Origin of the sequence: Heliobacterium chlorum (genome assembly GCF_014502795.1) — a bacterium.
GTDB classification, from domain to species: domain Bacteria; phylum Bacillota; class Desulfitobacteriia; order Heliobacteriales; family Heliobacteriaceae; genus Heliobacterium; species Heliobacterium chlorum.
In genome coordinates, this window is record NZ_JACVHF010000014.1 from 77,730 (window position 1) to 91,974 (window position 14,245).

The following is a 14,245-nucleotide window of genomic DNA, read 5'->3' on the forward strand; positions in this document are numbered from 1 at the left end:
ACCATGATCAATCGGGACAACAAACGGCTGCAGAAACAGGCGGAGCGGGACCGGCGGATCGAGGGGCTGCACCGGCAATATCCCCGCCTGGCTGAACTGGATCGCAGCCTGCGGCAGATCGGCATCCGCTTGGTGCAAAGTGCCGTGGGGAGGATGAAAGCGGACGAGATCGAAGCGCTCCAGCAGGAGCGGCAAACCCTGAATAGGGTCAGGGAATGTTTTCTCCGAGAGCACCGGATCGATCCGTCCCTCTTTGAGGTGCGCTGGGACTGCCCGCTTTGCCAAGACAAGGGCTGGAGCGATTTCGGCGTCAAGTGTGCCTGCCTGATCCAGGAAGAGATCGACGAAGCGTTCGCCCAGTCGGGATTGACTGACGAGATGAAGCATCAGACCTTTGAGACCTTTGACCTTTCCTGGTACCGGCGGCAGGGTGAGCCGGGACTTCGACTGGCCGAAAAAATGGGTTCCATCCTTCGGGTATGTCAAGAGTTTAGCGAAGCCATGATCCGGGGAACCTGTAAGACAAACCTACTTTTGCACGGCGCCGTTGGCACGGGGAAAACCCACCTGTCGAGCGCCATCGCCAACCGGCTGCTGACTGCGGGAAATTCGGTCATCTACCGGACGATCAGCCAGATCATGGCGAGCATTATGGAAGCAAAGTTCGATTTTCAGAACCAAGGCCGCCAGCCGGAAGTGATTACGGCGCTGCGCAAGGTGGATCTGGTCATCATCGACGACTTGGGAACTGAAAAGACGACCGATTTTGTCGTCTCCGAATTGTTTGAACTGGTCAATGACCGTCTGCGCTTAGGCAAACCGATGGTGGTCTCTACCAATATTCAGCTTAGCGAGATCCCGGCGATCTACGGTCACCGGCTGGCTGATCGCCTGATCACCCAGTCCATGGTCATGAAGTTCGAAGGCAAGAGTGTCCGGCAGTTGAAGCGGGAATCGGGTGAATATAAGCTGCTGTAACCGGCAGCCTGCGCCGTGAGGCCTTAGCGGAGAGGAGAACCGATGTGAACGCCTTAGACGGGTTGATTCTCATCATCGTCGGCATATGCTTTTACCGGGGGTATCGCCGGGGGCTGCTGGCTGCCTTGCTGGGAGCTGGCGCATACATATTTTCTTTTTTCCTAGCAACAAGTATGTTTAAGCCGCTGGCGGTGCTGCTTGATCAGCAGCTCGGCGCCGTAGCGCGCCTGCAAAGCTTTTTTTTTCAAAAGTTTATGCCCGCTCTCCCGGCAGCCCAGGTGAAGGTCGATGTGATGCCCAGCTTGAACATCGAACGGGCGCTCAAAGATCTGCCACTGCCGGACTTTTACAAACATGAGATGGCCCAGCAACTCAGCAATGTAACCGTTACCATCCCGACGGGTGTGAATACGATGGGCGATATGGTGGCGAACTATTTAGCAAATTCGCTCTGGAACACACTGGTTTTTGTGGTGACCTTCGCCGTCTTCGGACTGCTGGTCAAGCTCGTCGTGGCCGCTTGGATTAAGTTTCGCGGTGACGGCTGGCTCGGCCAGACAGATCGCCTGCTTGGCGCCACGCTGGCTGCGGGGACTGGTTGGGCAGCTGTCGTGCTCGTTTTGGCTTGGTTTTACGGCGGAACGCTGGTGGGTGCATCACCCCTGCGGGTAGAGACGCAGCCGCTGTTGGATTCGTCCCGGTTAATGCCTGTCATCTTTACCTGCAATGAATGGATGGTTCAACACTTTAGCGGCTACACTTTTCGTTGAGACCGATCGTTTTTGCAGGAGGAATCGAAGTGGGAAAAAAAGAAGGAAAAAACGGAAAGAACTGCTTGGCCTACAAACAAGAGCCGGTGTGGGATAGTTTGAAAGCGGCCGAAAAAGAAAAGGTACAGGCCTTTGCAGAAGGCTATAAGACATTTTTATCGACGGCCAAGACCGAGCGGGAAGCGGTCGATTACTTCCAGGAGAGGGCGATCGCGCAGGGATATGTGCCTTTCGCCGAAAAAGCGGCTCAGGGACTGAAACCTGGCGATAAGGTCTTCTTTGTCAATCGCAACAAGGCCATCTTGCTCGTGCAGATCGGGAAACGGCCCCTGTCGGAAGGATTAGCCCTGGTAGGTGCCCATCTGGACGCACCACGGATCGACTTGAAGCCCAACCCGCTATATCAGGACGAGAAGATGGTCCTCTTTAAGACCCATTATTATGGCGGCATCAAAAAATACCAATGGCTCACCTTGCCTTTAGCCCTGCATGGGGTGACCGTGCTGGGAGACGGTTCACTCCGGAAGATCGCTATCGGGGAAAAAGCGGACGATCCCGTATTCACCATTACGGACTTGCTACCCCATTTGGCGAAGGATCAGATGGAGAAAAAGATGTCTGAGGCGGTGACCGGGGAAGGCCTGAATATTCTTGTCGGGGGGTTGCCTGCCGACGAAGAAAAAGAAGAGAACGGCAAGGAAAAGCATAAAGAGCGCTTTAAGAAGGCCATATTAGAACTCCTTCACCAGATGTACGGCATGACCGAAGAAGACTTTTTGACCTCCGAATGGCAAGGGGTACCGGCTGGAAGCGCCCGGGACGTCGGTTTTGATCGGGCTTTTGTCGGCGGCTACGGCCAAGATGACCGGGTCTGCTGTTACACTGCGGCGGAGGCTCTCTTCGCCTTGACCGAAACAGAGCAGACGGCGGCGGTGTTGCTCGTCGATAAAGAGGAGACTGGCTCCGACAGCAATACGGGCATGCGTTCTCGATTCTTCGAAAACGCTCTGGCGGAACTGGTCTATGCGTCTTTGCCGCAAGGGGAATTGACACCGCCCGAATTGATCCAGCGCCGCTGTCTTTTCCACACCCGAGCCCTTTCTGCCGATGTGACAGCCGGTATGGATCCCAACTATGAGAATGTGCTCGAAGAGAAAAACGCCACCCGCTTAGGCTACGGTGTAGCCGTATCGAAGTACACCGGCAGCCGCGGAAAATACGGCACTTCGGAAGCGAACGCCGAATTCATGGGAGAAGTGCGTCGGATTTTCCGGGATGCAGGGATTGTGTGGCAAAGCGGCGAATTGGGCAAAGTGGACCAGGGGGGCGGCGGAACGATCGCCCAGTTTCTGGCGGTCTACGGTATGGATGTGCTCGACTGCGGGGTCCCCTTGCTCAGCATGCATGCCCCCTTTGAAGTGGCTCACAAAGCTGATGTGTATATGGCCTGTCAAGCCTATAAGGCCTTTTTGGCGTCAGCGAAAAAATAGCGTTCCGCAGCGGCGAGGGTGGGCGAACCGAGAACCTTCCTAAAGGTGGGGTTCGCCCATCTCTTCGCTGGGTAACACGTTGGAGGTATCTGGAATGACAAAAGAGACGGGTGCGGCAGCCATGTCGGAGCTTTCCGGCACTGCGAACAAAGATTTAACCGGCATTTCCACCTCCTTTGAGATCCGGGAGGGAACGGTGCTGGTGATGGCGGCAGACACCATCGGTCGCGGCGATGATCAACTGGGCCGGACATTGGCTAAATCCTTTCTTTACACCCTCTCCCAAGCGGAAATGATCCCTAGGACGATCATCTTTTTAAACAGCGGTGTTAAACTGGTCTGCCAAGATTCCGACGCGATCCCCAACCTGCTGGCATTGGAGGAGCGGGGTGCCGAGATCCTCTCCTGCGGGACATGCCTCGATTTTTATCACCTAAAAGACCAAGTCGTCGCCGGAAAAGTCAGCAACATGTATGCGATTATCGATACCCTCACTCGAGCACCGAAAGTGATCAATTTTTAAGTCATGAGTATAGCAGAGAAAGAACCCTTCTGGCTCCGCTGGTGGCCTTGGGGGAAGAAGAAAAAGACGATGGAACCGGACGAACAGATCCGGGGATTTTTACAGAACCTGGTGCAGGGAATTGTGCCGAGCCAGGAACAGCTGGCGGTCATCTTAAAAGAGCCGTCGGAAAAGCGGAGCCAGTGGTGGCTCGCTGCTGTTCGGGCGGTGCCCACATCGACCGGGAAGATGGTCAACGGCATGGGACCCTCCTCAAGCCCTGCCTGGCGGTTGGCCCGGATCCTGCGGCTCGAAATCTATTGGCAAGAAGTCATGAGCAATCTACCGACGGCACCGAAAGAGCGAGTCATCGAGACGATTGGCCCGATGCCGCTGCCGGAAGTTCTCCCGCTGTTAGAAGCAGCCTTGATTAGCGGCGCCCCCTCGGTCAGTTTAGCTGCGGCCGATTACTTGGCGAAACGACCGGAGCCCCGTGTGACTGACTTTTTTATCGAAGTGCTCCACCGCCCTGACGGCGGCCCTTGGACTGACCGGGCTGCGCGGGGATTGGCGATGCGCCGTGCTTTTGACGGTCAATCGGTCTGGTCACAACTCATCGCCATGACGACGCAGGCGGAAGAAGAAATCCGCAGCCGTGCCTGGGAAGTGATGGCTTCCTTCGGACCCCCGGCAGAACAGGAAGAGGTGGGCGATCTCGATAGGGCGCTGAAAAAGAGCCTGAGCGATGCCAGTCCCCTCGTTCGTGCCCGTGCTGCCGAGTCGGCAGGGCTGTTGGCTCGGGGCGCCCTGATTCCAGCCTTGATGGAAGCGATGTCCGATGAGAACGAACGGGTGCGGGCAGAAGCGGCCCGTTCCTTAGGGCGGTTAGCTGCCCTCGATCTGTTAGCGGCTGAAATAAAAAAAGACGTCCGGAACATATTGACTCAAGGCCTGGAAGACCCGGATTATCGCGTCAGTGGTTGCGCCCGGCAGGCGCTGCATTACATAACCGAGAGTTGAGGTGAGCCATGCTCAGTATTTTCGGTCAGTATGTGAGTACGCGGATGCAAGCGATCGGCATGGGGGAATGGGCTGATCCGACAGCTGCCTTCGCCGTCGGCACTGTTCACGTTTTCTTTGCCCTCTTGTTGGCTTGGTTGGTGCTTCGCTTTGGCAAAAAAGCGATCGACGGCATTTTTTCCCGGGAAAACGGCATGACCTTGATCAACGAAAAACGGGGGGCCACCTTGGCGACCCTGTTGAAAAGCTTGCTCTTTTACAGTGTCTTTTTTGTCACAGCTATGGAAGTGTTGAACACGGTCTTCGGGGTTCAGACTCAGGCGATTCTAGCTGGTGCCGGTGTCTTCGGCATTGCTGTCGGTTTTGGCGCCCAGAGCCTTATGCGCGACGTGATCACCGGTTTTTTTATCATCTTTGAAAACCAGTACGCTGTCGGCGAGTTTGTCACCATCGGCAAGTATTCCGGCGTTGTCGAAGAGATTGGGCTGCGAGTGACGAAGATTCGAGATATCACGGGGGACCTGCACATCATCCCGAACGGTCAGGTCAAGGAAGTGAGTAACAAAAACCGCGGCCCCATGACAGCCATGGTCGACATCAGCATCGCTTACGAGGAGAATGTGGACCGGGCCTTAGACATCTTGGAGAGGGCCTCTAAGGAAATGGCCCAGGAGTTGGCCGATCTGATCACAGAAGGGCCGCAGGTGTTAGGTGTTGTTAATTTAGGACCATCGGAAGTGGTCATTCGCGTCATCGCCAAGACGGTACCGATGGAACAGTGGCGGATGGAACGAGAGATGCGTCGTCGTTTTAAGTTGGCTTTTGAACAGGCGGGGATCGAGATCCCTTATCCACGGCAGGTCCATGTGCCTTATAGCTCTTTGCGAAGCCCTGTACAGGATGGCCTGTTGAAGCAAGAGTCTTCCAAGTAAGAGGTGAAATCGGAATGGCCCATTTTTCCGTCGGCGATCGAGTGCGCCTGCGTAAATCACACCCTTGCGGATCTACTGACTGGGAAATCACCCGTGTCGGCATGGATTTTCGCATTCGCTGCCTCGGGTGCAGCCACCAACTGTTGATCCCGCGGGTTAAGTTTGAAAAAGCGGTGAAAGCGGTCATTTCCCGGTTCGAGGAAGCCGATCCAAAGCAAACATAAAGGGCACATCCCGCCTTCTGGGGTGTGCCCTTTATGATGAAATTCTTACGATCATCCCATAGAAGAGATGAACTTTTCATAGAAATGGGGAATACTGATCACAAGAGGTGATCTGCAATGACTATGAACCGCAGAGAACTGGCACTGCTTTTTTTAGAGGCGGCTGCCGAAATGCGCTGGGAAATCGCTGAGGAAAAAAGCCAGGCTCGAGTTGTCCCCGGAGATACTGTCTGTCTCGGGACTTCCCTCCCGGAGGCGCCGGAAATCATCGAGCCGCCAATCCCCGTCCCGGTAGACCAGGCGTACCCATAACACATAATCGTGGCTTTTTTCGAGACGCTGTTTGGATACATGATAGGAACTGAAGGCGCTCACGTCGGCCACCGCTTCAACGGTTTGTTTCTCGGCGTCTACCTTTACATTCCGGACCAAGTAGACCTGAAGAGCATACTCGGGATCCTCAAACTGCGGATAGCGGGAAAAAAACTGATGCCAACTGGCGATGGACTGTTTGACTTCCTCTCGCCGGGGCGATTGTTCAGTCAAAGCTTGATCGATTAATTCATCGTTATTTTCCGTAACCGCATGACTTAACTGTTCGAATTTATTGAGCAGGTGATCTCGGATGACTTTGTCTGCATTCGCGTATTCGGCTAGACGTTCTGGTCCATATGATTCAGGCGGCACCAGATAATGATCGTAAACCTTGCCGATTCCCCATACTAGCGGAATCGAAAGGGCGAGAGCCAAGATGAGACCGAGGGGAATAAGCATCCACCGGCTTTTGGCCAATGCCTTGACTTTGGCCAAGCCGTCGACCGGTTGGACCGGCAGCGCCGCGGCGGTTCCCTGATTGGATTCCGATGATGGGAATTCTGACTGTTTTTTTGTGCCTGTCAGTGACGAATCGATAAGGATGGGGGAAGATTCACTGGCCGTAGAGGAGTTCGATTGGCTCATATCGGGTGGAATAGATCGATGCAAATCGGCTTCCAAATCTTCTAATGAGAAACTATCTAAATTTAAACTCCCGTCCTGTGGAAAAATTAAATCATCAGCCATTGCAGGGCTCCTTGCAATTGATCGAAGTACGTTATGTAAATCCATTTTACTATATTTTCAGGATTAAGATTCTAGAAAATATACATTCTTAGAAAAATCTAAAAGTTGCCCACCTAAATGAGGTGGACAACTTCTTCTAATCATCCCGGCCGAAGATGAGAAAGAGCACGACGGCGGCGATGATCAGGAGGATAATCCCCTTATCGCCCTGAAAAAAGTCTTTCCAATTGTCGATTTCAAAGCCGCCGAACTCAAAACCGTCCCGTGAAGCCATCGCCCCACCTCCCTTGTCACAGGGCTTTCTTTTATAAAATATGTAAAAAGGCAGGGAGTGCTACAAGATGGAGCGAATCTCAGATAAGAGGCCTCCCTTGAAATCATAGGTTCCTTCGTCTAAACTAAACTGTGGCTATGGCCAAATCACTGTGGGAGTTGATCGTTGTGCCGGTCCAGGCGGGTATCGTCGGTTTGCCAAACGTCGGCAAATCCACCCTATTTAATGCGATTACCAAGGCGGGCGCGGAAGCCGCCAATTATCCTTTCTGTACCATTGAACCGAACGTGGGTATGGTGGAAGTCCCCGATCCCCGGTTGGACAAGCTGGCAGAAATGGTCAAACCGAATCGGGTCGTTCCGGCAGTCGTGCGCTTTGTCGATATTGCCGGTCTCGTGCGAGGCGCCTCAAAAGGGGAAGGTCTCGGCAACAAGTTTTTATCCCATATCCGTGAAGTCGACGCTGTCATTCATGTGGTACGGTGCTTTGAAGATTCCGATGTCACCCATGTCGATGGAAAAGTATCGCCCTTACGGGATATTGACACGATTGAACTGGAATTAATCCTTTCTGATATGGAAGCGGTCGAGCGGCGCCTCGATCGGGTTCAGAAAAACCTAAAATCGGGCGACAAAAAAGCCCTGGCTGAAAAATCAGTGCTGGAGCGGCTCCGTGACGCTTTCGAAGAAGAAAAGCCGGCTCGTGCTCTCGACTGGACGGCGGAAGAGGCGGAAATCGTGCGAGGTTTGTTCCTCTTGACGAGCAAACCGGTGCTCTATGTGGCGAACGTATCGGAAGATGAAGTGGGCCAACCGGACAATCCGCTGGTGAAAGAGGTTCGGGCTCGGGCCGATCAAGAAGGCGCTGGCGTTGTCGTCATCTGTGCCAAGATTGAGGCAGAGATCGCCGAACTGACCGACCCGGAAGAGCGAGCCATGTTCTTGTCAGACTTGGGCCTCAAGGAATCAGGCCTCGACCGCCTGATCCGGGAGACCTATACCCTGCTGGGCTTGATCACCTACTTTACAGCGGGAGTGCAGGAGGTCCGTGCTTGGACGATTACGAAGGGCATGAAAGCACCTCAAGCCGCCGGTGTCATTCACACCGATTTTGAACGGGGCTTTATCCGTGCGGAGGTCACCGGCTATGATGACCTGATCTCCACCGGGAGCCAGGCCGCTGCCCGGGACAAGGGACTCATGCGTTTGGAAGGCAAAGAGTATGTGATGCAAGATGGGGATGTCGTACATTTCCGGTTTAACGTATAATTTAAGGAAAAGAGTTGTCGAAGTAAGAATCCTATGCTAGACTTGAAATATATGGAATAATAAGGGGGAAATTCCATGTTAAACCGGGTAATCCTGATTGGTCGTTTAGGCCGGGATCCGGAACTGCGGCATACGAACAGCGGTACACCAGTCTGCTCCTTCAGTATCGCCGTAGACCGGCCTCAATCGTCGAACCAGCGGCAAGCGGGAACCGAAAAGGTGACCGACTGGTTCAACATCGTCGTCTGGAGCCAACAAGCTATCACCTGTTCGCAGTATCTACATAAGGGCCGCCTCGTGGCGATCGACGGTCGCTTGCAAACCCGGTCCTGGACGGAACAGCAGTCGGGTCAGAAGCGTTCGGCTGTGGAAATTATCGCCGAAACGGTCCGTTTCTTAGAGCGTGGTGACGCTCAACCGGGGGCTGGTGCTGGCGCAGGTGCCTCTGGCTTTGGTGCACCTCCGGCTGGCGGCGGCTACGGTGGACCGGCTGCCGGCGGTGGATATGGCGGTGCAGGCGGATTTGGCGGAGCTTCCGGGGGAGGCTTTGGCGGTCCTGCCGGCGGCGGCAACTACGGCGGTGGCGGTGCCGGTGGGTTTGGCAGCGAAATCAGCTTCCCCGATCCTCCGGAAGAGGACGATCTCCCCTTTTAAAATGGGAAAAGGCCGGTGTGGCATAAAGATCTACAATGCCACACCGGCCTTTTTATTTTGGTCTTTATCAAAATATCCGGTTCCCTTTAGAGCCGTGCTTCCGAACATGGACCCAGGCGCTGTAACGCTCATCGTCGGGGTTTTTTTGCAGCACCTCAGGCTCGTCCAGATACAACTGTATGTTTCGGCTTTGATAGAGCTTCCGGTCTTCGCCAATCGGGCATACCTTAATACAGACGCCGCAGGGCCAGCGTTTTTCTCGTCCTAGGACTTCGTGGTGGCGGGTGCAGGCCATCTTGTCAAAATCGGCGATTAAACGATCCTCTTGGGTGGTAAAGGCGTTTGAGGGGCATAGTTTTTGGCAGATTAGGCACTTCGTACATAAATCTCTTTTGACGAGGGGATCGCCTTCCACATCCAGTTCCGTGAAGATCGAAACATAGCGAACTCGGGGGCCATACTGCTTATTGATCAAGTTATGGCTGTAGCCGATCGTTCCCAGCCCGGCGTATTTCCCGGCATAGACGTGGCTGAAACAGCCAACAGGGTTCTCCAGTAAAACTTCCACGTCACCATAGCCGTCCCGGGGACTGAAGATGGAGGCGTAGCCGAGCCGGTTTAAATAGAGGGATAACTGGTAGGCAATGCGGTCAAGGAAGTCATTCGTCGTATCGTACATCACACCGTGATTGATCGAGGGAGTCGTTTCCAGCATCGGCAGGAGCATCGGTGTCCCCAGCACGATGATGGTCTTGGCTTGCGGCCAGAGGTGCTGCGGCCGGTACGCTGTAGGGACTTCACCGTATTCATTCCACCGTGATACTGGAGCGTAACCGACCAGTTCGGCTCCGAGAGATTTGGCGTATCGGGTCACTTTTCGTTTTAATTCAGATCTACTGATGGGCTTTGCGTTCATGTTGTCATCCCCACGTATTATTGTTTTTGCCAGCTTACCAGCCTTTCGGCCAGCATTTCGACAATCATATCGGTGAGTTTACCGAAGACGGCGAAGAGGATGATACTGCCCAGAATGATAGCTGGGCGGCCGGTCATCTGTCCGTCTGTCATCAGATAGCCCAATCCCTTGCTGGCGCCCATGATCTCAGCGGCAACGACAAACATCCAACCGAGTCCGAGACCGCTGCGAAGTCCGGTCATGTATGCCGGGATAGTGGCAGGCAGGTAAATCCGGCGGATCAGTTGCAGGCCCCGTAAACCGTAGACCCGGCCGACCTCCACCAGCTTCCGGTCTACGTTCTGCAATCCCGTCATCAAGTTAAGATAGACCGGGAAAAAGACACCGACGGCGATGAGCATGATTTTTGAGGTCTCTTCGATCCCCATCCATAATAAAAACAGGGGAACCCAAGCCATGGAAGGGATATTACGCAGTCCTTGCAGCAGCGGGTCGAAGAGCCGACGAAATAAAGGGGAGTACCCTGTCGATATGCCCAAGACCGTCGCCGTGAAAGTTCCGATCAAAAATCCAGCAAAGACGCGGTAAAGAGTGATGCCGATATGGTCGACAAGTTCTCCTCGGGAATATAAATCCACGATAGTCAATAGCACTTTGGACGGTGCCGGCAACATGTTGGGCGGGAGAAGGCCAGCCTGCGCGAATCCTTCCCACAGGATGACGAGGAAAGCGGGGACGAGAATACCTACGGTCCATTGGGCTGCTCCCTGGTATAGTTGAAGAAGGCTACTGTCGTTTTTACGACGAGAGCTAACCGACGAAGTGCCCGCAGAAGGAAGGCTATCCTTTAATCGGCTTTCGTCAGGCCGCAGACCGTCGGTGATACTCATGGAAATAAGCCCCCTATTCTTTGACGAGTTTCTGGACGTATTGGGGATCGATCAAATCAGCGGCTGTTTTTGCGATGTCCGTTCCGCTGTTGACGATGCCGCTTTTCACCATCACATTACCGGCGGCGATGATAGCATCTTTTTGAACGTCACCGATGGCAGGGTTTTTCAGGTCAGTTCGTTCCAGGACCTTCTTGGCTACAGGTTCAGTCAATTTGGCTTCTTTTTCAACGATCTGCAAAAATTCAGCGGGATGTTCAATCGCCCATTTCCGAGCCTTCTCATAGGCTTGGAGAACTCGTATAACCGTATCAGGGTTTTTCTGGGCAAATTCTTCACGAACGTTTAAGAAACCATAGGTGTTCATATCGGGATCCCGGAAAATGAGTTCGGAGCCGCTCTCCACTTCTGTCTGAGCCATATGAGGATCTAAACCGGCCCAAGCGTCGACATCACCTTTTTCGAGAGCGTTTTTGCCGTCAGGATGCTGCAAGGTGACGATCTGTACGTCTTTATCAGTCAATCCGTTTCGTTCCAAGGCTCGTAAGAGAAAGATGTGAGGATCGGTGCCGCGGGTGACGGCGATTTTCTTTCCCTTAAGATCGCTGATCTGATGGATGGGGCTGCCGCTTTTTACGACTAATGCGGTCCATTCGGGTTTGGAGTATATGTACACCGACTTGATGGGGTTACCATTCGCTTTGCCGATGAGGGCAGCTGCACCCGCAGTCGAGCCAAAGTCAACGCTTTTACTGTTCAGCAGTTCAAGGGACTTATTGCTTCCCAGGCTTAGAACCCAGTCAATTTTGGTGCCCTCTTTAGCGAACGCTTCTTCCAGGAAGCCTTTCTCCTTCAGCACCAGGCTGACGGGGTTGTAATAAGCGTAGTCGAGCTTAATCTGTGGAGGGGTGCCGGTAGAGGCCGGATTGGTACTATTGCCGTTGCTGCAGCCAGCCAAGATTCCCGCCGTGACCGTGGTGGCCAGAGCCAGGAAAGCGAGCAGTCTTTTTCCTTTGATGAATCCAAACATCGGTACATCACTCCTGCATTGATTTTTTAATCGGAATTCTCTAAAACCTTCATAGATGAGTCAGCCATTGCTTTGGACATTAATTTGCGGAGGGGATTGGGTCTATAAGGTTTTAGATGGAATATACGAAGGGCTGCTCCTGCTCACTAAAGAACTCGCTGTATACGGTCTTGCGAATTTGATTAAAGTGGGACGAGTTGCGATCTCGTGGCCGGCCCATTTCCACGGGAACGATCTTTTTAATTCGACCGGGACGGCTAGACATGATCACCACCCGATCGCCAAGGTATATGGCTTCATCGATATCGTGCGTGACGAGGATCATGGTCATCTTTTCAAGCTGCCAGATGCGTAAGATTTCTTCTTGCATTTGAATTTTGGTCAGAGCGTCCAGAGCACCAAAGGGTTCATCAAGCAACAATACTTGAGGCCGGTTGACTAGTGCACGGGCAATAGCGGCTCTCTGGGCCATACCACCTGATAATTGATGGGGATAAGCCTTTTCGAAGCCTTTCAGTTCTACAAGGTCAATGTGTTCCTGAATCAGTTTGTCCTGGTCTTCTTTCGGGTTGGTAAGCAGTCCAAAAGCGACGTTTTCCCTAACCGTCAGCCAGGGCAAAAGCCGGTGTTCTTGGAAGACAAAGCCCCGGTCTAAACCGGGTTCGGCGATAGGCTGACCTCCCAGGCGGAGAATGCCCTCAAACTGGGTTTCTAGTCCGGCAATGATGCGCAGCATCGTACTTTTGCCGCAGCCGCTGCTGCCCACAATGCTGATGAACTCGCCTTCCCGGACGGTGAGGTTGATGTCCTTGAGGGCGGCCACATCACCGTCTTTGACTTTAAAAGTCTTTGTCAGTTGTTGAATCGTTAAATGAGCTGGTTCTTGAACGGTGTTCATTCGTCTCCCTCCTGGTTGGTTTAAAAAATAAAGGAGGCCAAACAAACCGGCTCTCGGTTGAGAGCGGTCAGGTTTGTGGCCTCCAGTCTTTCTGGTCGACAACGTATTCGCAATGAGAAATATCCCAGGGTCAAGAGGTAAAAACGAAAGTCGACTAAATCGATGTGAATTTGATTTTATATGGTTGAACTGGTCTTGTCAATCACATTATCGAATCAAATATACAGTTCCCATAAAATTCATTTGACAAGATGATTGTTAGCTGATATCCTTAGTTACTGTTCGGCGCTGCATTGAGTGAAAGCTTGATGAGCACTGAACGATAGGGGAGCAGTGGTGTAGAGGCCTAACATGCCAGCCTGTCACGCTGGAGATCGCGGGTTCGAATCCCGTCTGCTCCGCCATCTAATTTAAGTATCCTTTCATTGAATATGCCGAAGTGGCGGAATTGGCAGACGCGCTGGTCTCAAAAACCAGTGAGGGAAACTTCGTGCCGGTTCGACCCCGGCCTTCGGCACCATAGGGGAGTAGCTCAATTGGTAGAGCGGCGGTCTCCAAAACCGTAGGCTGCGGGTTCGATTCCTGTCTCCCCTGCCATCTGAATGCGAGAGTGGCGGAACTGGCAGACGCGCACGTTTGAGGGGCGTGTGGGCAACCGTGGGGGTTCAAATCCCCCCTCTCGCACCAAAAGATTCCTCTTGCCTCTGATGGAGTGAAGTGTTATAGTATGACTCCTGTCCACGGCAATCCTGATATTTAGGTGAAACAAAAAGTTACCTCAAATATCCTGTTGATTCGCCAGGACGAAAGTGATAATATAAAACTCCGCCGCAGAACGAGCGGAAAAATACGACAACAGGTCGTAATATCTGGTCCTTGAAAATCAAACAGTTGTTAAAGCAAAAGCGTGCGAAACTAAAGTCAATTCGGCCCGCGCAAGCGGGACGGACAATGATTTCATTAACGAGAGCTTGACTCAAGCTTATCTACAATATTTTGTGGAGAGTTTGATCCTGGCTCAGGACGAACGCTGGCGGCATGCCTAACACATGCAAGTCGAACGGAGCACGGATACTTCGGTGGAAGTGCTTAGTGGCGGACGGGTGAGTAACGCGTGGATAACCTGCCTGAGAGTGGGGGATAACAGCCCGAAAGGGCTGCTAATACCGCATAACGTTGTCTGGGGACATCCCCGGACAACCAAAGGAGCAATCCGCTCTTGGATGGGTCCGCGTCCGATTAGCTAGTTGGTGAGGTAATAGCTCACCAAGGCGACGATCGGTAGCCGGCCTGAGAGGGTGAACGGCCACACTGGGACTGAGACACGGCCCAGACTC

15 protein-coding genes, 4 tRNA genes and 1 rRNA gene are annotated in these 14,245 nt (G+C 53.2%); 14 read left to right on the plus strand and 6 right to left on the minus strand.

The genetic code is table 11. The annotated features are described in order from the left end of the window. Positions 1 to 3: 3 nt before the first annotated feature. From H1S01_RS13250 to H1S01_RS13280, 7 genes are all read left to right on the plus strand, one after another. Positions 4 to 978, plus strand: a complete 975-nt coding sequence (locus tag H1S01_RS13250; RefSeq protein WP_188040929.1) for an ATP-binding protein — start codon at positions 4 to 6, stop codon at positions 976 to 978. 44 nt (positions 979 to 1,022) lie between these two features. Next, positions 1,023 to 1,748 (plus strand): CvpA family protein, encoded by a 726-nt coding sequence (locus H1S01_RS13255; RefSeq protein ID WP_188040930.1) that lies wholly within the window; start codon positions 1,023 to 1,025, stop codon positions 1,746 to 1,748. A gap of 29 nt (positions 1,749 to 1,777) precedes the next feature. Next, positions 1,778 to 3,238, plus strand: coding sequence for an aminopeptidase (locus H1S01_RS13260; RefSeq protein ID WP_188040931.1), 1,461 nt, complete (start codon positions 1,778 to 1,780; stop codon positions 3,236 to 3,238). A 94-nt stretch (positions 3,239 to 3,332) separates the two neighbouring features. Further along, positions 3,333 to 3,761: a sulfurtransferase-like selenium metabolism protein YedF gene (yedF, locus tag H1S01_RS13265; RefSeq protein WP_188040932.1), complete on the plus strand. Its 429-nt coding sequence runs from the start codon at positions 3,333 to 3,335 to the stop codon at positions 3,759 to 3,761. A gap of 3 nt (positions 3,762 to 3,764) precedes the next feature. Beyond that, entirely contained in the window at positions 3,765 to 4,760 is a 996-nt protein-coding gene (locus H1S01_RS13270) for a HEAT repeat domain-containing protein (RefSeq protein WP_188040933.1), read from the plus strand. An 8-nt stretch (positions 4,761 to 4,768) separates the two neighbouring features. Further along, the gene (locus tag H1S01_RS13275) at positions 4,769 to 5,692 is read left to right on the plus strand and encodes a mechanosensitive ion channel family protein (protein WP_188040934.1); all 924 of its coding nucleotides are present in this window, start codon (positions 4,769 to 4,771) and stop codon (positions 5,690 to 5,692) included. 14 nt (positions 5,693 to 5,706) lie between these two features. After that, the gene (locus tag H1S01_RS13280) at positions 5,707 to 5,916 is read left to right on the plus strand and encodes a DUF951 domain-containing protein (RefSeq protein WP_155477653.1); all 210 of its coding nucleotides are present in this window, start codon (positions 5,707 to 5,709) and stop codon (positions 5,914 to 5,916) included. 153 nt (positions 5,917 to 6,069) lie between these two features. On the opposite strand, the gene H1S01_RS13285 is transcribed toward H1S01_RS13280, so the two are convergent. Both H1S01_RS13285 and H1S01_RS13290 read right to left on the minus strand, forming a co-directional pair. After that, positions 6,070 to 6,978: a hypothetical protein gene (locus H1S01_RS13285; RefSeq protein WP_188040935.1), complete on the minus strand. Its 909-nt coding sequence runs from the start codon at positions 6,976 to 6,978 to the stop codon at positions 6,070 to 6,072. 136 nt (positions 6,979 to 7,114) lie between these two features. Continuing rightward, positions 7,115 to 7,252 (minus strand): hypothetical protein, encoded by a 138-nt coding sequence (locus H1S01_RS13290; RefSeq protein ID WP_188040936.1) that lies wholly within the window; start codon positions 7,250 to 7,252, stop codon positions 7,115 to 7,117. Between the two features lie 167 nt (positions 7,253 to 7,419). On the opposite strand from H1S01_RS13290, the gene ychF reads away from it, so the two are divergent. Both ychF and H1S01_RS13300 read left to right on the plus strand, forming a co-directional pair. Beyond that, on the plus strand, positions 7,420 to 8,520 hold the full coding sequence (gene ychF / locus H1S01_RS13295; RefSeq protein ID WP_188040937.1) for a redox-regulated ATPase YchF: 1,101 nt from the start codon (positions 7,420 to 7,422) through the stop codon (positions 8,518 to 8,520). Positions 8,521 to 8,595: 75 nt separating this feature from the next. Beyond that, entirely contained in the window at positions 8,596 to 9,174 is a 579-nt protein-coding gene (locus tag H1S01_RS13300; RefSeq protein WP_188040938.1) for a single-stranded DNA-binding protein, read from the plus strand. 67 nt (positions 9,175 to 9,241) lie between these two features. Here the strand turns inward: H1S01_RS13300 and H1S01_RS13305 are convergent, their stop codons facing one another. The 4 genes from H1S01_RS13305 to H1S01_RS13320 all read right to left on the minus strand — a co-directional run bounded on the left by H1S01_RS13305 (position 9,242) and on the right by H1S01_RS13320 (position 12,908). Next, a complete protein-coding gene (locus H1S01_RS13305) occupies positions 9,242 to 10,090 on the minus strand; it encodes a 4Fe-4S dicluster domain-containing protein (protein WP_207732332.1) in 849 nt (282 codons plus the stop codon). Between the two features lie 17 nt (positions 10,091 to 10,107). Continuing rightward, positions 10,108 to 10,980, minus strand: a complete 873-nt coding sequence (locus H1S01_RS13310; protein ID WP_188040939.1) for an ABC transporter permease — start codon at positions 10,978 to 10,980, stop codon at positions 10,108 to 10,110. Between the two features lie 13 nt (positions 10,981 to 10,993). Beyond that, positions 10,994 to 12,010: an aliphatic sulfonate ABC transporter substrate-binding protein gene (locus tag H1S01_RS13315; RefSeq protein WP_188040940.1), complete on the minus strand. Its 1,017-nt coding sequence runs from the start codon at positions 12,008 to 12,010 to the stop codon at positions 10,994 to 10,996. Positions 12,011 to 12,122: 112 nt separating this feature from the next. Further along, positions 12,123 to 12,908 carry an ABC transporter ATP-binding protein gene (locus tag H1S01_RS13320; RefSeq protein ID WP_188040941.1) on the minus strand — a complete coding sequence of 262 codons (786 nt, stop codon included), beginning with the start codon at positions 12,906 to 12,908 and terminating at the stop codon, positions 12,123 to 12,125. 327 nt (positions 12,909 to 13,235) lie between these two features. Between H1S01_RS13320 and H1S01_RS13325 the strand changes: the two genes are divergently transcribed. The 5 genes from H1S01_RS13325 to H1S01_RS13345 all read left to right on the plus strand — a co-directional run. After that, positions 13,236 to 13,312 (plus strand) — tRNA-Asp (locus H1S01_RS13325). Between the two features lie 29 nt (positions 13,313 to 13,341). Beyond that, a tRNA-Leu gene (locus H1S01_RS13330) sits at positions 13,342 to 13,428 on the plus strand. A 1-nt stretch (position 13,429) separates the two neighbouring features. Beyond that, positions 13,430 to 13,505, plus strand: a tRNA-Trp gene (locus tag H1S01_RS13335). A 7-nt stretch (positions 13,506 to 13,512) separates the two neighbouring features. Further along, positions 13,513 to 13,595, plus strand: a tRNA-Leu gene (locus tag H1S01_RS13340). 308 nt (positions 13,596 to 13,903) lie between these two features. Next, positions 13,904 to 14,245, plus strand: a 16S ribosomal RNA gene (locus H1S01_RS13345); the annotation flags it as partial.